Source organism: Streptomyces sp. NPDC033178 (assembly GCF_055577685.1).
Genome location: NZ_JBVIPT010000010.1, coordinates 292613 through 309450, shown reverse-complemented (window position 1 = coordinate 309450; position 16838 = coordinate 292613). Strand labels below are relative to the sequence as shown.

Annotated in this window: 15 protein-coding genes; 11 read left to right on the top strand and 4 right to left on the bottom strand. The window is 70.2% G+C overall.

What is annotated here, in order from left to right:
* Nucleotides 1-21: 21 nt before the first annotated feature.
* From ACZ5VQ_RS25595 to ACZ5VQ_RS25585, 3 genes are read left to right on the top strand one after another with little or no spacing between them, the layout of a single operon-like run.
* The gene (locus ACZ5VQ_RS25595; RefSeq protein ID WP_469106898.1) at nucleotides 22-1086 is read left to right on the top strand and encodes a type III polyketide synthase; all 1065 of its coding nucleotides are present in this window, start codon (nucleotides 22-24) and stop codon (nucleotides 1084-1086) included.
* A 7-nt stretch (nucleotides 1087-1093) separates the two neighbouring features.
* Nucleotides 1094-2302: a cytochrome P450 gene (locus tag ACZ5VQ_RS25590; RefSeq protein WP_469106957.1), complete on the top strand. Its 1209-nt coding sequence runs from the start codon at nucleotides 1094-1096 to the stop codon at nucleotides 2300-2302.
* On the top strand, nucleotides 2299-2832 hold the full coding sequence (locus tag ACZ5VQ_RS25585; protein ID WP_361056622.1) for a cupin domain-containing protein: 534 nt from the start codon (nucleotides 2299-2301) through the stop codon (nucleotides 2830-2832). Before ACZ5VQ_RS25590 ends, ACZ5VQ_RS25585 begins: the two co-directional genes overlap by 4 nt.
* Before the next feature lie 2 nt (nucleotides 2833-2834).
* Here the strand turns inward: ACZ5VQ_RS25585 and ACZ5VQ_RS25580 are convergent, their stop codons facing one another.
* Entirely contained in the window at nucleotides 2835-4064 is a 1230-nt protein-coding gene (locus ACZ5VQ_RS25580) for an acyl-CoA dehydrogenase family protein (RefSeq protein WP_469106897.1), read from the bottom strand.
* Nucleotides 4065-4233: 169 nt separating this feature from the next.
* On the opposite strand from ACZ5VQ_RS25580, the gene ACZ5VQ_RS25575 reads away from it, so the two are divergent.
* Nucleotides 4234-4878, top strand: coding sequence for a TetR/AcrR family transcriptional regulator (locus tag ACZ5VQ_RS25575; RefSeq protein ID WP_143642952.1), 645 nt, complete (start codon nucleotides 4234-4236; stop codon nucleotides 4876-4878).
* A gap of 172 nt (nucleotides 4879-5050) precedes the next feature.
* On the opposite strand, the gene def is transcribed toward ACZ5VQ_RS25575, so the two are convergent.
* Nucleotides 5051-5590 carry a peptide deformylase gene (def, locus tag ACZ5VQ_RS25570; protein WP_269650823.1) on the bottom strand — a complete coding sequence of 180 codons (540 nt, stop codon included), beginning with the start codon at nucleotides 5588-5590 and terminating at the stop codon, nucleotides 5051-5053.
* Between the two features lie 143 nt (nucleotides 5591-5733).
* Between def and ACZ5VQ_RS25565 the strand changes: the two genes are divergently transcribed.
* From ACZ5VQ_RS25565 to ACZ5VQ_RS25535, 7 genes are all read left to right on the top strand, one after another.
* Nucleotides 5734-6972 (top strand): MurT ligase domain-containing protein, encoded by a 1239-nt coding sequence (locus ACZ5VQ_RS25565; RefSeq protein WP_055617072.1) that lies wholly within the window; start codon nucleotides 5734-5736, stop codon nucleotides 6970-6972.
* Nucleotides 6973-6991: 19 nt separating this feature from the next.
* Nucleotides 6992-7720 (top strand): type 1 glutamine amidotransferase, encoded by a 729-nt coding sequence (locus ACZ5VQ_RS25560; protein ID WP_200399773.1) that lies wholly within the window; start codon nucleotides 6992-6994, stop codon nucleotides 7718-7720.
* Between the two features lie 165 nt (nucleotides 7721-7885).
* Nucleotides 7886-8911, top strand: coding sequence for a 6-phosphofructokinase (locus tag ACZ5VQ_RS25555; protein WP_362068081.1), 1026 nt, complete (start codon nucleotides 7886-7888; stop codon nucleotides 8909-8911).
* Nucleotides 8912-9084: 173 nt separating this feature from the next.
* On the top strand, nucleotides 9085-10035 hold the full coding sequence (locus tag ACZ5VQ_RS25550; protein ID WP_469106896.1) for a cytochrome c oxidase assembly protein: 951 nt from the start codon (nucleotides 9085-9087) through the stop codon (nucleotides 10033-10035).
* 138 nt (nucleotides 10036-10173) lie between these two features.
* Entirely contained in the window at nucleotides 10174-11607 is a 1434-nt protein-coding gene (locus tag ACZ5VQ_RS25545) for a DUF6777 domain-containing protein (RefSeq protein WP_469106895.1), read from the top strand.
* Between the two features lie 33 nt (nucleotides 11608-11640).
* On the top strand, nucleotides 11641-13593 hold the full coding sequence (locus ACZ5VQ_RS25540; RefSeq protein WP_469106894.1) for a serine/threonine-protein kinase: 1953 nt from the start codon (nucleotides 11641-11643) through the stop codon (nucleotides 13591-13593).
* A 13-nt stretch (nucleotides 13594-13606) separates the two neighbouring features.
* The gene (locus tag ACZ5VQ_RS25535) at nucleotides 13607-13765 is read left to right on the top strand and encodes a hypothetical protein (protein ID WP_469106893.1); all 159 of its coding nucleotides are present in this window, start codon (nucleotides 13607-13609) and stop codon (nucleotides 13763-13765) included.
* A gap of 55 nt (nucleotides 13766-13820) precedes the next feature.
* Here the strand turns inward: ACZ5VQ_RS25535 and ACZ5VQ_RS25530 are convergent, their stop codons facing one another.
* Complete coding sequence (locus tag ACZ5VQ_RS25530; RefSeq protein ID WP_469106892.1) at nucleotides 13821-15035, bottom strand: sensor histidine kinase; 1215 nt, start codon at nucleotides 15033-15035, stop codon at nucleotides 13821-13823.
* Nucleotides 15032-16759 (bottom strand): sodium/solute symporter, encoded by a 1728-nt coding sequence (locus ACZ5VQ_RS25525; RefSeq protein WP_469106891.1) that lies wholly within the window; start codon nucleotides 16757-16759, stop codon nucleotides 15032-15034. The genes ACZ5VQ_RS25530 and ACZ5VQ_RS25525 overlap by 4 nt, the downstream gene beginning before the upstream one ends.
* Nucleotides 16760-16838: the final 79 nt, after the last annotated feature.

Sequence of the window (16838 nt, the reverse complement as noted above, 5' to 3'; positions counted from 1 at the left end):
GGCGAGAGAAGGCGCAGGCACATGGCGACTTTGTGCAGACCCGCGGTGTCCGTTCCGGAATACGTGATCACGATGGAGGAGACGCTGGAGCTGGCGCGCTCCCGCCATTCCGATCACCCCCAGCTGCCGCTCGCGCTCCGGCTGATCGAGAACACCGGCGTACGCACGCGGCACATCGTGCGGCCCATCGAGGAAACCCTGAAGCACCCGGGCTTCGAGGAGCGCAACAAGGCCTACGAGGCCGAGGCGAAGGCCCGGGTGCCGGCGGTCGTCCAGCGGGCGCTCGACGATGCGGGCGTCCTGGCCGCCGACATAGACGTGATCATCTACGTCTCGTGCACGGGCTTCATGATGCCCTCGCTGACGGCATGGCTGATCAACTCGATGGAGTTCTCCAGCGACACGCGCCAGCTGCCGATAGCGCAGCTCGGTTGTGCCGCCGGGGGCGCGGCGATCAACCGGGCGCACGACTTCTGCACGGCCTATCCCGAGGCCAACGCCCTCATCGTGGCCTGCGAGTTCTGCTCGCTGTGCTACCAGCCGACCGACCTGGGAGTCGGCTCGCTGCTGTGCAACGGCCTCTTCGGGGACGGCATAGCCGCGGCCGTCGTCCGCGGAAACGGCGGCGAGGGCATCCGCCTGGAGCGCAACGGCTCGTACCTGATCCCCAAGACCGAGGACTGGATCATGTACGACGTCCGGGCCACCGGCTTCCACTTCCTGCTGGACAAGCGGGTGCCGACCACGATGGAACCGCTCGCCCCCGCTCTGCAGGACCTGGCGGGCCTGCACGGCTGGGACGCCTCCGACCTGGACTTCTACATCATCCACGCCGGGGGTCCGCGGATCCTCGACGACCTCAGCACGTTCCTCCAAGTGGCACCGGAGGCCTTCCGGTTCAGCCGGGCGACGCTCACCGAGTACGGGAACATCGCCAGCGCCGTCGTCCTGGACGCGCTGCGCCGGCTGTTCGACGAGGGCGGCTCCCACCACCAGGCACGCGGACTGCTCGCCGGCTTCGGGCCGGGGATCACGGCCGAGATGGCGCTGGGCCGCTGGCACCGTTCAGACGAAGAAACGGCATGACATGACCATGAGCGAAGAGACGACGGCGGCACCCCCGGTACGGCACTGGCCGGCCCTGGACCTGACGGGGGTCGACTTCGACCCCGTCCTGTCCGAGCTGATGCGCGAGGGGCCCATCAACCGGATCCAGCTGCCCAACGGCGAGGGCTGGGCCTGGCTGGTCACGCGCTACGAGGACGTACGGCTGGTCACGAACGACCCCCGGTTCAGCCGCGCGGAGGTGATCGGCCGCGAAGTCACCCGGCTGGCGCCGCACTTCATCCCGCAGGCGAGTGCGATGAACTTCGTCGACAAGCCCGACCATTCCCGGCTGCGCAGAGCGGTGAACAGCGCGTTCACCACGCGCGGCATCGAGCGGCTGCGCGCCAACGCCCAGCGGACGCTGGAGGGGATGGTGGACGAGATGCTGCGGGACGGACCACCCGCCGACCTCATCGACCGTGTCCTGGCCCCGTTCCCGATCACCGTCATCTGCGAGCTCATGGGCGTCCCGGCCACCGACCGGCACACGCTCCACACGTGGACGCAGGCGATCCTCTCCTCCTCCCAGGGGGCGAAGGTCAGCGAGCAGGCCAAGCGGGACATGGAGACGTACTTCGCCAAGCTGATCGCCGAGCGGCGCGGCGCGACCGGCGAGGACGTCACCTCGCTGCTGGGCGCGGCGGTGGGCCGGGGCGACATCACGGAGGAGGAGGCGATGGCGCTCGCGGGCCCGATCCAGATCGGCGGCGAGGCCGTCACGAACAACACGGGCCAGATGCTCTACATCCTCCTCACCCGGCCCGCCCTCTTCGACCGGCTGCGCGACGAGCCGGAGCTGCGCCCGCAGGCGATCGACGAACTGCACCGGTACATCCCGCACCGCAACGCCGTCGGTCTCTCCCGCATCGCCACGGAGGACGTGGTGCTCAGAGGAGTACGGATCAGCAAGGGCGACCCGGTCTACGTGTCGTACCTGGCCGCCAACCGTGACCCGGACGTCTTCCCGGACCCCGACCGGATCGACTTCGAGCGCGGCTCCAACCCGCATCTGGCGTTCGGGCACGGCCCGCACTACTGCGTGGGCGGCATGCTGGCCCGCATGGAGCAGGAGCTGATCGTGAACACGCTCCTCGACCGGATCCCGACGCTGCGTCTGTCGGTCTCGGAGGACGAGGTGCCGTGGCGGCGCGGCGCGCTGATCCGCGGGCCCGAGGCCCTGCCCGTCACCTGGTGACCGCCCTCACGCCGCCACCCGAGGGCCTGCTGGTCCCACCCGGTCACGGTCGTACGGTCCGTACCCCGGCCCAGCACGTGACCTTCAAGGTGACCGGCACGCACTCCCGGACGGCTTCCAGCTTCGAGGTGGTCGTCCCGCCGGGCTTCGACGTCGGCGCGCACGTCCACTCGCGCAGCGAGGAGCTGTTCTACGTACTCGAAGGCGAGCTGGACGTGCTCGCCTTCGAGCCCCTCGTCCGCACACCCGACAACTGGCAGCGCTGGCAGTCGGGTTCGGGCAACCAGGTGGTACGGGCGACGCCGGGCACGGTGATCGTCGTACCGCCCGGTTGCCCGCACGCGTTCGCCAATCCCACGGGAAATCCGGCCAAGATGTTCTTCCAGGCGTCCCCGCCACCGGATCACGAACGCTATTTCGAGGAGCTGTTGGAGATCCTCGACGGGGGTGGCCCGCCGGACCACGCCGCGATCGAGGAGCTGCGTTCGAGGTACGACATCGAGCAACTCACGCCTTTGAAACACCGGTGACGCTACCGAATCGGCATTCCTGACAACGTGCGCGCGATCACCAACCGCTGAATCTCGCTCGTGCCCTCGAAGATCGTGTAGATGGCCGCATCGCGGTGCATCCGCTCGACCGGGTACTCCCGGGTGTACCCGTTGCCGCCCAGGATCTGAATCGCCTGCCCGGTGACCTGCTTCGCCGTCTCGCTGGCGAAGAGCTTCGACATCGAGCCCTCGGCAGAGGTGAACTGCTTCCCGTTCACGGCCATCCAGGAGGCCCGCCACACGAGCAGCCGCGCCGCGTCGATGGACGTACGCATATCGGCCAGCTGGAAGGCCACACCCTGGTTGTCGATGATCGGGCGGCCGAACTGCGAACGCGTCTTGGCGTAGTCGAGGGCGACCTCGTAGGCGGCCCGGGCGGTGCCGACCGCCATGGCACCGACGGCCGGGCGGGACGCCTCGAACGTGGCCATCGCCGCGTTCTTCAGCCGCTCGCCGCCACCGGCCCTGGCCCGCTCACGTGCGCGGGCGAGGCGCTCGTCGAGCTTCTCCTTGCCGCCGAGCAGGCAGGAGCCGGGGACGCGTACGTCCTCCAGGACGACCTCGGCGGTGTGCGAGGCGCGGATGCCGTGCTTCTTGAACTTCTGGCCCTGGGACAGACCGGGGGTGTTCGGCGGGATGATGAAGGACGCGTGGCCCTTGGACCCCAGCTCGGAGTCGATCACCGCGACCACGACATGGACGTTGGCGATGCCGCCGTTGGTCGCCCAGGTCTTCGTGCCGTTGAGCACCCACTCGTCCTTGGCCTCGTCGTACACGGCACGTGTACGCATCGAGGCGACGTCGGACCCGGCGTCGGGCTCGGAGGAGCAGAAGGCGGCGACCTTGACATCGTTGGCATCGCCGTACATCTGGGGGATCCAGGTGCCGATCTGCTCCTCGGTGCCGTTGGCGAGGACGCCCACCGCGGCGAGGCCGGTGCCGACGATCGACAGGGCTATGCCCGCGTCACCCCAGAACAGCTCCTCCATCGCCATGGGTATGCCGAGGCCGGTGGGGTCGAAGTACTGCTGGGCGTAGAAGTCCAGGGAGTAGATGCCGACCTTCGCGGCCTCCTGGATGACCGGCCAGGGAGTCTCTTCGCGCTCGTCCCATTCGGCGGCCGCGGGGCGGATGACGTCGGCGGCGAACCCGTGGATCCAGTCCCGGACCTCCTTCTGTTCGTCGTTGAGCTCCATGGTGAACTCGGCCATGTCCCCTCCAGCGCTGCACTCACATGTTACTTGCGGTAACAGTAGCCTGTTACCGGCGGGTAGGAAAAGTCAACTCCCCGTTCCCGCTCGGCAGCCCGTTCGAGGCAGAATCGTGTGCGGGTGTTACGTTGCGCAGGCGTCACCGAATAAGCACGGGTGGGGAGAGCACATGGACACCACACAGCGGACCGATCAACAAAGGTCCGCCGACCGCCGACGGCGCGAGCTGTTGGAGGCCGCCGACCGGGTGGTGCTCCGCGACGGCCCCAGTGCGTCGATGAACGCCATCGCGGCGGAGGCGGGCATCACCAAGCCGATTCTGTACCGCCACTTCGGCGACAAGAGTGGACTGTACGCGGCCCTCGCCAAGCGGCACACGGACGCCCTCCTGGGAGCGCTGCGCGCGGCCCTGGACGCACCCGCCGAGCGCCGGGAGCGGGTCGAGGCCACGCTCGACACCTACCTCGCGGCGATCGAGGCACGTCCTCAGGTGTACCGCTTCCTGATGCATCCGTCGGAGGGTGGCCCGCAGAGCGACCAGGGCTTCGACGCCGGGCAGCATTCCGCTCCCCTGCTGCGCCGCATGGGCGAGGAGCTCGCCGAGGTCATCGAGGAGCGCGTCGACCTCGGCCCAGACAGCCAGCAGCTCGCCCGTGTCTGGGGCCACGGGATCGTCGGCATGATGCACGCGGCGGGCGACTGGTGGCTCGGCGAACGCCCCTGCGCCCGTGCGGAGTTGGTCCGCGCCCTCGCCGACCTGCTGTGGGGTCGCCTGGCAGCGGCGGGCGACAAGCTGGGTGGCCCGGCGTTCTAGCGTTCCGCTGGATGTGCGGTTCGCATGCTGCGGGCCGGTGGGGGCTGGTCGTGCAGTTCCCCGCGCCCCTGAAAACAAAGGACTGCGCGGTTTCCCGCGCCCCCCGAAAAGATTGCGCCGTTCCCCGTGCCCCCGAAGGGGCGCGGGCTTCCCGACCAGCCCCCACCGGCCCTCACCGACCCCAAGAGGCCCGCCCCGCCTGCCACATCACCCTCCGGCGGCGCCACCCGCGAACCCGATCCACGTACAGCCCGCCGTCAAGGTGATCGCACTCGTGCTGAAGGCACCGGGCGAACCATCCGGTGCCGTGAATCCGCACGGGTTCACCGTCCACGGTGAACCCCTCCACCACGGCGTGGTCGTACCGCTCGGTCCCCGCCTCCAGCCCAGGCAACGACAGACACCCCTCGGGCCCCCGCAGCACCAGCCCGTCCGCCTCGACGAGCCGCGGGTTCACCACATGCCCCACATGCCGCCGCTCCTCGTCGTCGGGGCAGTCGTATACGAAGACCCGCAACGATTCACCGACCTGATTCGCGGCAAGACCGACGCCCTGCGCCGCATACATCGTCGAGAACATGTTCTCGACCAGCCGCGCCAGTTGGGGCCCGAACTCCGTGACTTCTTCACACCGTGTGTGCAACACGGGGTCGCCGAGCAAAGACAGAGGAAGGACGCGCCCTCGGGCGCCCGGGATCGAGCCGTGTCGCATGGCGGCAAGGGTACGGTCCTCAATGTCGCGCGGGCGCCGCGGAGGTGCCGCGATTCGGGCCGGTGAGTGGATCTCGATAGGCTGAGGGCCACACGTTGCCGGGAGCAGGGCGCGGCGCCGTACGCAAGGAGGATCGGGAACTGATGGCAGGCAACTCGGACCCGCTGTCGCCGCGGGCCAAGCTGGCCGTGACGGCGGGCAAGGCGGTCGCAGCGGCGTCACGCGCCGCGGGCCGTGGCAGCGGATCGGTGATCGGCGGCCGGGTGGCGCTCAAACTCGACCCCGACCTGCTGGCCAGTCTGGCCCAGCACCTGGACGTCATCCTGGTGTCGGCCACCAACGGCAAGACCACCACGACACGTCTGATCGCGGAGGCGCTGCGCGCGGCGGGCCCCGTCGTCTCGAACGCGCTGGGGGCGAACATGCCCGCCGGCATCACGTCCGCGCTGGCCGGCGGCTCGGAATCGCGGTACGCGGTCATCGAGGTGGACGAGAAGTACCTCTCCGGTGTGGCGCGGGACACGGATCCCAAGTGCATCGCCCTGCTCAACCTCTCCCGCGACCAGCTCGACCGCGCGGCCGAGACCCGCATGATGGCCGAGCACTGGCGTGAGGGCCTGGCGGGCTCGAAGGCCGTCGTCGTGGCCAACGCGGACGACCCGCTGGTCGTGTGGGCCGCGTCCTCCTCGCCGAACGTGGTGTGGGTGGCCGCCGGTCAGATGTGGAAGGACGACGCCTGGTCCTGCCCGTCCTGCGGTGGTGTGATGCAGCGCCCCGGTGACGACTGGTTCTGCGGCGACTGCGGTTTCCGCCGTCCCACGCCGAGTTGGGCGCTCTCCGGCGACCACGTCCTCGACCCGCACGGTTCGGCCTGGCCGATCCACCTCCAGCTGCCGGGCCGCGCCAACAAGGCGAACGCCGCGTCGTCGGCCGCCGTCGCCGCCGTCTTCGGCGTGCCTCCGCAGGTCGCCCTGGAACGCATGTACCAGGTGCAGGCGGTGGCCGGCCGCTACGACGTCGTCCAGTTCATGCAGCGCGACCTGCGCCTGCTGCTCGCCAAGAACCCGGCGGGCTGGCTGGAGACGTTCTCCCTGATCGACCCGCCGCCGACGCCGGTGATCCTTTCCGTGAACGCGCGGGGCGCCGACGGCACCGACACCTCCTGGCTGTGGGACGTCGACTACACGCAGCTGACCGGCCACCCGATCTTCGTGCTCGGCGACCGGAAGCTGGACCTGGCCGTCCGTCTTGAGGTCGCGGGCCAGCAGTTCCAGGTCTGCGAGAACCTCGACCAGGCCGTGCAGATGGCACCGCCCGGACGCATCGAGGTCGTCGCGAACTACACCGCTTTCCAGGACCTGCGGCGTCGTGTCGGCAACTGAACCCCGGAGGACCAAGAGAATGAGTGACAACAGCCTGCGGCTGGTGTGGATCTACCCGGACCTGCTGAGCACGTACGGCGACCAGGGCAACGCCCTCGTCGTCGAGCGCCGGGCCCGGCAGCGCGGTCTGGACGTGGCCCGTCTCGACGTTCGCAGCGACCAGGCGATCCCCACCTCCGGTGACATCTACCTCATCGGCGGCGGCGAGGACCGGCCGCAGCGGCTCGCGGCCGAGCGGCTGCGCCGCGACGGCGGACTGCACCGCGCGGTCGGCAACGGCGCGATCGTCTTCTCGGTCTGCGCCGGCTACCAGATCCTCGGCCACGAGTTCATCAACGACCTCGGTCAGCGCGAGCCGGGTCTCGGACTGCTCGACGTGCACTCCACCCGCGGCGAGGGCGAGCGGTGCGTCGGTGACGTACTGGGCGACATCGACGCCCGGCTGGGGCTGCCCCCGCTCACCGGTTTCGAGAACCACCAGGGCATCACGCACCTCGGCCCCACGGCCCGCCCGTTCGCGAACGTGCGGCTCGGCAAGGGCAACGGCACGGGCGACGGCACGGAGGGCGCGTACAACGACACGGTCTTCGGCACGTACATGCACGGGCCCGTGCTCGCCCGCAACCCGCTGATCGCGGACCTGCTGCTGAAGCTGGCCCTCGACGTCAACGCGCTGCCTCCGATCGACGACCGCTGGTACGAGGCGCTGCGCTCGGAGCGCATCGCGGCTGCTCAGCAGCCCGCCTGACCTCACGGGCAGGGCCCGTCTGGCGGGGCGTCCGCTCACCTGTGCGGGGACGTCCAGCAGGCGGACGCACGATGCGGACCCGCCCCCTGCCGCCGGTAGGGTGGCGGCGTCCCGCCGGACAGCGTGGTCCGGTTCCCGGCCCACGTTGAGAAGGTATTTCGGGCTATGCGCATTGGTGTCCTCACGTCCGGCGGCGACTGCCCCGGCCTGAACGCCGTCATCCGGTCCGTCGTACACCGTGCCGTCGTCGACCACGGCGACGAGGTCATCGGCTTCCGCGACGGCTGGAAAGGCCTCCTGGAGTGCGACTACCTCAAGCTCGACCTCGACGCGGTGAGCGGCATCCTTGCTCGCGGCGGCACCATCCTCGGTTCCTCCCGTGTCCAGCCGGCGCATCTGCGTGACGGTGTGGAGCGGGCCAAGGGGCATGTCGAGGAGCTCGGGCTCGACGCGATCATCCCGATCGGTGGCGAGGGCACGCTCAAGGCGGCGCGTCTCCTGTCGGACGGCGGCCTGCCGATCGTCGGTGTGCCGAAGACCATCGACAACGACATCGCGGTCACGGACGTCACCTTCGGCTTCGACACGGCCGTCGGTGTCGCGACCGAGGCCCTGGACCGGCTGAAGACCACCGCCGAGTCCCACCAGCGCGTTCTCATCGTCGAGGTCATGGGCCGCCACACCGGGTGGATCGCCCTGCACTCGGGCATGGCCGCGGGCGCGCACGCGATCGTCGTGCCGGAACGGCCCTTCGACATCGAGGAGTTGGCCGAGAAGGTCGGCGAGCGGTTCTCGGCCGGGAAGAGGTTCGCGATCGTCGTGGCCGCGGAGGGTGCGAAGCCCCGCGAGGGCACGATGAGTTACGACGAGGGCCGCAAGGACGCCTACGGCCACGAGCGCTTCGCGGGCATCGCCCGGCAGCTCTCCATCGAGCTGGAGGAACGCCTCGGCAAGGAGGCCCGGCCGGTGATCCTCGGGCATGTGCAGCGCGGGGGTACGCCCACCGCGTACGACCGGGTGCTCGCGACCCGGTTCGGGTGGCATGCGGTGGAGGCCGTGCATCGGGGGGAGTTCGGGAAGATGACAGCGCTTCGGGGGACGGACATCGTGATGGTGTCCCTGGCGGAGGCCGTGGAGACGTTGAAGACCGTCCCGGACGAGCGGTACGCCGAGGCGGAGTGCGTTCTCTGACGTACGGGAAAGAGCTCGGCCCGTACGGTCGTCTGCGGGGCGTGCGTGGCTGATCGCGCAGTTCCCCGCGCCCCTGAGGACGCTGCACTGACCCCGGTCATAACATTGACCGGGGTCGGTTCTAGTCTGGGTGCGGACAGACAGCGCAACCCGTACGAAACAGGAGCCGGCGGATGGATCACAGCGGGCACGGCATGACCATGGATCTGCCGCCGTTCACGCTGGGACGGGGGCTCGCGTGGTCGCCGGACCCGTTCTTCCTCGTGGCCTGCCTCCTGGGGCTCGCGCTGTACGGGTGGGGTGTGGTGCGGCTGGTCCGGCGCGGTGACGCCTGGCCGGTCGGGCGGACCGTGGCGTTCGTCGTCGGCGTCCTGAGCGTCATGCTCGTGCTGTGCACCGGGCTCAACGACTACGGCATGGTCATGTTCAGCGTGCACATGGTGCAGCACATGGTGATCAGCATGCTGTCGCCGATCCTCATCCTGCTCGGCGCGCCCGTCACGCTCGCCCTGCGCGCGCTGCCGACGGCCGGCCGCGACCGCAAGGGGCCGCGCGAACTGCTCCTGATGTTCCTGCACAGCCGCCTCATGAGGGTCGTCACGCATCCGGCGTTCACGATCCCGCTGTTCATCGCGAGCCTGTACGCGCTGTACTTCACCCCGATCTTCGACTTCCTGATGGACTCCAAGACCGGCCACATCGCGATGATGTGCCACTTCCTCGCCGTCGGCCTGGTGTTCTTCTGGCCGATCATGGGCGTCGATCCCGGCCCGCACCGGCCCGGCTATCTGATGCGGATGCTGGAACTGTTCGCGGGCATGCCGTTCCACGCGTTCTTCGGTATCGCGCTGATGATGGCGTCCGAGCCGATGGTCGGGACGTACAAGAACCCGCCCGCCTCGCTGGGCATCGACGCGCTCGCCGACCAGACCGCGGCCGGCGGTATCGCCTGGGCGTTCAGCGAGATCCCGTCCGTGCTCGTGCTCCTCGCGCTGCTCTTCCAGTGGCACCGCTCCGAGGAGCGGCAGGCGCGGCGCGCGGACCGGGCCGCCGACCGTGACGGCGACAAGGAACTCGAGGCATACAACGCCTATCTGGCCTCACTCAACGCACGCGGTAACTGAGCCCCTTTTCCCCTTTCGGTCACTCCGTACACACTGGGAATTCCCCTTGACTGAAAGGCTTTTCCATTCAGTAGCATGATGCGTGACGCCCTGCTTCCGCTCTGCAGGGTTACGGGGGATCCGCTGGGGGGAGCGGTCATGACAATTCACGCATGCATGCTGAGGACCGGAAAAACCGTGGTCCGAAGGCTTGCCGTTCTGCTCGCCGCTGCGGTGATCCTCAGCGGATGCACGGAACAACGCCTGTTCGCGGTGAAGGCCGTCGCTGCCGGAGTGCCGTCACTCGCACCTTTTTTCGAAGAGGACGGCTCACTCGGCACCGACGAGACGAAGCTCAGGCCGGAGCAACCGCACAGCGGCCTGCAGCAGGGCAACACCCCTGGTCTGTACGGGGGTACGCAGAAGCCCAAGGTCTGTGACGTCGACCGTCTCAAGGATTTCCTCACCGATCCCAGGAACCGTCAAAAAGCCCGGGAATGGGCCCGCATCGTGGGCATTACGCCTGATCGGATCGAGGGGTACATCGACGACCTCACACCCGTTCTGCTGCGTCACGACACCCTCGTGAAGAACCACGACTACAAAAAGGGCAAGGCTGTCGCCTTCGACGCATTGCTGGAGGCCGGGATCGCGGTATTGGTGAACGACCAGGGACTTCCCGCCGTGAAGTGCTCGTGCGGAAATCCGTTGCAGTCCTTCGACAAGGATCCCGAGAAGATCTCGGTCACGTTCGAGGACGGCAACAAAAAGTGGGACGGCTACGAGAAGTCCGAGGTGGTGACCGTCAAGCCCTCGCCCCAGCCGCTGGAGCAGATCGCACTGATCGACGTGGACAACCCGGACCAGGGCATCAACCGCCCCGTCGGCAGCTCGGGCGAGAACGACGAGCCGTTCGACGCGACGAAGCAGCACGCGGTGCCGCGCGTGGCCGGGATGACCTTCGACCAGGCCAGTCAGCGGCTGTCCGAGCTCGGCCTCGCGGCGACCTTCTCCGACGGACTCCCGCCGGGGGACGCGGCGGTGACGGGCTCCGATCCGGGGCCAGGGACCGAGTTGCGGTTCGGCGAGGCGGTGGCCCTGAGCGTCGCCGACGAGGGCGAGGAGCCGGGTACGCCTCTGGAGTCGGACCCGTCCGACGGGCCGACGACGGACGATCCGAAGTCGGACGACCCGACGTCAGGCGGGCCGACCACCGAGGGACCGACCACGGACGGGCCCACAACGGACGACCCGACCACGGACGACCCGACATCGAGCGGCCCCACCACGGATGATCCGGACACGGAAGATCCGGACACGGGCGGCCCGACATCGAGCGAACCCACCACCGACCGGCCCACCACCGATGAACCCACCACGATCGAACCCACGACGGCCACCCCGGCCCCGACCACCCCCACGGCGTCGAGCACCCCGCCCACCGTGGAGCCGACCTCCGCGGAGCCCACATCCGCGGAGCCCACATCCGCCGAACCCACGCGGAGCGAGCCGGTGACCAGTGAACCCGCGTCGGGCGAACCCGGCTCGTCCAGTGCGCCGGCCCCGGGCGAGCCCGCTGTCGGTCCGGCATAAGCCCACCCAGAGCCGAACCCGGGGAGTGACCGGATGGCATCAGGATCACCGCAGTCGGGAGTCGGCCGGGTCATCGCCGGCCGGTACCTTCTGCTGAACCAGCTGGGCAGCGGCGGCATGGGACATGTCTGGCTCGCCCACGACCAGCGGCTGGCCTGCGAGGTCGCGCTCAAGGAGATCGTGTTCCGCAACCCTGGCGAGGAGGGCGACCGCTCGGCCAGGGTCGCCCGGGCCCGTGCCGAGGCCCGGCACGCCGCGGGGCTGCGCGGCCACCCGCACGTGGTGACCGTGCACGACGTCCTGGAGCACGAGGGCCTGCCCTGGATCGTCATGGAGTACGTGCCCGGCGCGCTCGACCTGCACGCACTGGTCACCCAGCGCGGGCCGCTGGCCCCCGCCGAGTGCGCCCGCGTCGGACTCGCCGTGCTCGACGCGCTGACCGCCGGGCACGAGCGGGGCGTCATGCACCGGGACGTGAAGCCCGCGAACATCCTGCTGGCCCCGGACCGCGCCGGGTCGCCGTACGCCCGGGTGCTGCTCACGGACTACGGCATCTCGGTACAGCCCGACGGCGGCGAGACCCGGTACACGCAGACCTCCGTGCTGGTGGGCACCGCCGGGTATCTGGCGCCCGAGCGGGCCCAGGGCGGGCCGCCCACCGCCGCGGCCGACCTGTTCTCGCTGGGCTGCACGCTCTACTACGCCGTCGAGGGCTACGGTCCCTTCGACCGTGATTCGGGGCTCGCGGCGCTCACCGCCGTCGTACTGGAGGAGCCGCGTCCCACGCTGCGTGCGGGCGCGCTGGAGTCGCTCCTGGCGGCCATGCTCACCAAGAACCCCGTCCACCGGATCACCGCGGAGGAGGCCGAGGGCGCGCTGTCCGCGATTCTGACCCCGCAGCCGCATCCCCGGACCCAGTTCGACCCCGGCTCGGAGCCGCCCTGGGCGGGCGGGCCCACCCATACGGCCGCACCCCGTGTTCCCGAGACACCCGGGGCCTCGCAGAGCCACGCGAACGGCTCGCAGTGGTACGCGCCGTCGGCCGCGCAGGAGTCCTCGGCGGCGCCCGGCCAGGAGAACCCCGCCACCTGGCCGCCGCCCGGGCAGGGGCCCAGCCCGTGGCCGACCGGGCAGGGATACGGGCCTCCCCCGGCCACCACCAGCAGGCGCCGCCCGCGCCACCGCGTCCTGAAGGCCGTACTCGCGACCGCGCTGGGGCTGGCCCTGGCGGGCGGCGGGACCTGGTACGCGATGGCGTACCTGCCGGGCAAGGGCGCGGGGAAACCGTACGGACAGGCCGTCGGGCTCACCACGCCACTCCAGGACGGCGACTGCGTCGACGCCGAATGGCCTGGCACGCCCTTCTCGGGCGACCCCGCGCTCAAGGTCGTGGGCTGCGACAGCAGGAACACCGAGGGGCAGGTCCTGGCGGTGTTCGAGACCGCCTCCGCCGAGGAGGCCCGCACGGGAGCCGCCGCCCAGTGCGAGCAGCGCACCGGGGAGACCCGCAAGAAGCTGGCGGACATACGCTCCTTTGCCGCTGTCCCCACCGCCGACGGCTTCGATGCCGCCGACCGTCGCGTCGCCTGTCTGCTGCTGGACGCACGCGGCTATCCCGTGTACGGCCCGCTCGGGGACCACCGCAAACCGGGCACGCTCTTCAAGGACACCGCCACCATGCAGAAACGGGACTGCCTCGACAAGGTTTCCGGCAACCGCGCCAAGCTGGTCTCCTGCGACGGCCCCCATGAGCAGCAGGTGCTCGACTTCTTCCGGATGGCTCCGGGAACCAGCCTCGACGACGCACAGGACGAAGCACCCGAAACCTGCCAGAAGGAGATCCCGCCACAGGACTACGGCTACGACCCCAGCGTCTACGAGGCCGCCGCCTGGGTGGGCAACAGCGGGTGGAACTCGGGAACGCGTTTCGTAGTGTGCACTGCAATTCGCCAAGACCGGGGCACCATGGAGAGGGACGAACCATGAGGAGGGTGTTGCGATGCCCGGTTCTACGAAGACCATGGGAGTGCTCACCGTAGGTGGACTGGTGGTGGTCACGGCCTACACGGTGGCGCTCGGGAGCAGTGGCTGGCTGTGGTTCGGCTGGGTGGTGCTCGGTCTGATCACACTGGCCATGGTGGTGTCGCACCCCACCTGACGCACTCTGCGTTTGGTCCCCCGGGGGCTTCGGCGGTTCTTCGCGCCCGGGGGACTCATTCGCGGGCCAGCCGCCCCGCCGAGTGCACGCCCGGCTGGTATTTCGGCAGCCGGGCGGTGATTTTCATGCCCGCGCCGAGCGCGGTCTCGATGACGAGGCCGTAGTCGTCGCCGTACACCTGCCGCAGCCGGTCGTCGACGTTCGACAGACCGATGCCGCCCGAGGGGCTGACCTCGCCGGACAGGATGCGACGCAACCGGTCGGGGTCCATGCCGGGGCCGTCGTCCTCGATGACGACGAGCGCCTCGGCGCCCGCGTCCTGGGCCGTGATGGTGATGCGGCTCTTGTCGACCTTCCCGGTGCCGCCTTCGAGGCCGTGCTTCACGGCGTTCTCGACGAGCGGCTGGAGGCAGAGGAAGGGCAGGGTCACCGGGAGTACCTCGGGGGCGATCTGCAGGGTGACCGAGAGCCGGTCGCCGAAGCGGGCCCTGACCAGCGCCAAGTAGTGGTCGATGGCGTGCAGTTCGTCGGCGAGCGTGGTGAAGTCGCCGTGCCTGCGGAACGAGTAACGGGTGAAGTCGGCGAATTCCAGGAGGAGTTCGCGAGCGCGCTCGGGGTCCGTGCGGACGAACGAGGCGATCACCGCGAGCGAGTTGAAGATGAAGTGCGGGGATATCTGGGCCCGCAGCGCCTTGATCTCGGCCTCGATCAGCCGGGTGCGGGACTGGTCGAGGTCCGCGAGTTCCAGCTGGACCGACACCCAGCGGGCGACCTCGCCGGTGGCCCGGACAAGGACGGCCGACTCGCGGGGCGCGCAGGCGACGAGCGCCCCGTGCACCCGGTCGTCGACGGTGAGCGGGGCGACGACGGCCCAGCGCAGCGGGCAGTACGGCTCGTCGCAGTCGAGTCGGAAGGCCTCGCCGCGCCCGGTCTCCAGCGGGCCGCCCAGCCGCTCCATGATCTGGTCCCGGTGGTGTTCGCCGACGCCCTCCCAGGCGAGGACCGTGTCCTGGTCGGTCAGGCAGAGTGCGTCGGTGCCGAGCAGGGTGCGCAGCCGCCGGGCCGATTTGCGGGCCGTCTCCCCGGTCAGGCCGGCCCGCAGCGGCGGGGCGGCGAGCGACGCGGTGTGCAGGGTCTCGAAGGTGGCGTGCTCGACGGGGGTGCCGAGGCCGCCGAGCCTCGACGGGCGGGAGGTGCGCCGGCCGAGCCAGAACCCGGCGGCCAGCAGCGGGAGTACGGCCACGCAGAGCCCGGCCAGGAAACCGCTCATGCCTTCACCTCCGCGCGCACCTGTCCCCCGGCCAGTTCCTCCGGCAGATGGAAGCGGGCCAGGATCGCGGCCGTTCCGACCGGCACCCGCCCGGGTGTCGCGAGGGACACCAGCACCATGGTGAGGAAGCCAAGGGGCACCGACCAGAGCGCGGGCCAGGCGAGGAGCGCGTGCAGCGAGCCCGTGCCCGGAAAGCCCGCCATGGTGGCGGCGACCGCGAGCAGCGCCGAGCCGCCGCCGACGATCATCCCGGCCGCGGCGCCGGGCGGGGTGAGCCGATGCCACCAGATGCCGAGGACGAGCAGCGGGCAGAAGGACGACGCGGACACCGCGAAGGCGAGCCCCACGGCGTCCGCGACCGGCAGTCCGCCGACGATCGAACTGGCCGCGAGCGGCACGATCATCGCGAGGACAGTGCCGAGCCGGAAGTGCCGTACGCCGCGCGAGGGCAGCACGTCCTGGGTGAGGACGCCCGCCACCGCCATGGTCAGGCCCGACGCCGTGGACAGGAACGCGGCGAAGGCCCCGCCCGCCACCAGCGCGCCCAGCAGGTCCCCGCCCAGCCCGCCGATCACCCGGTCGGGCAGCAGCAGTACGGCGGCGTCCGCGTCCCCGGTGAGGGTCAGCTCGGGCGCGTACAGGCGGCCCAGCGCTCCGTAGACCGGGGGCAGCAGGTAGAAGGCGCCGATCAGGCCGAGCACGGCGACGGTGGTGCGGCGGGCGGCGACGCCGTGCGGGCTGGTGTAGAAGCGGACGACGACGTGCGGCAGCCCCATGGTGCCGAGGAAGGTGGCGAGGATCAGTCCGTACGTGGCGTACAGCGGGCGTTCCTCGCGGCCGGCGGCGAGGGAGGTGGACATGCCGCCGTTGCTGCCGCGGTCCGCGACGGGGACGGGGTCTCCCTTGGTGAAGGTCAGCCGGGTGCCCTGTTCGATGCGGTGGACGCCGGCCGGGAGCCGGACCCGTTCGTCCTCGTAGCGCTCGCCGTCGACCGTTCCCGTCGCGGTGACGCTCAGTGGTTCGCCGAGCTTGAGGTCGAGTCCGGCGTCGATGCGGACGACCCGGTGCTCGCGGAACGTGGCCGGTTCGTCGAAGGGGCGGTCCGGGGCCCCGTCGCCCTGCCAGGCGAGGACGAGGAAGAGCGCGGGGACGAGCAGGGCGGTGAGCTTGAGCCAGTACTGGAAGGCCTGGACGAAGGTGATGCTGCGCATGCCGCCGGCGGCGACGGTGGCGACCACGACGACGGCGACGATGATCCCGCCGAGCGGCTTGGACGCTCCGGTCAGGACGTTCAACGTCAGCCCCGCGCCCTGGAGTTGGGGCAGGAGGTAGAGCCACCCGACGCCGACGACGAAGGCTCCGGCCAGCCGCCGTACGGCCTGCGAGGCGAGCCGCGCCTCGGCGAAGTCCGGCAGCGTGTAGGCGCCGGAGCGGCGCAGCGGGGCCGCGACGAAGAGCAGCAGGACGAGATAGCCGGCGGTGTAGCCGACCGGGTACCAGAGCATGTCGGGGCCCTGGACGAGGACGAGGCCCGCGATGCCGAGGAAGGAGGCGGCGGAGAGGTACTCGCCGCTGATGGCGGCCGCGTTCAGCCGGGGGCCGACCGTGCGCGAGGCCACGTAGAAGTCCGAGGTGGTGCGGGAGATGCGCAGGCCGAAGGCGCCGACGAAGACGGTCGCGACGACCACGAGCGCGACCGCGGGGACGGCGTAGTTCTCGTTCACGGCTTGCTCTCGATCACAGGCTGTTCTCGCTCACACGGTGCTCTCGTCCTGGGCTCAGCGGTTCTCGGTGTCGGGCTCG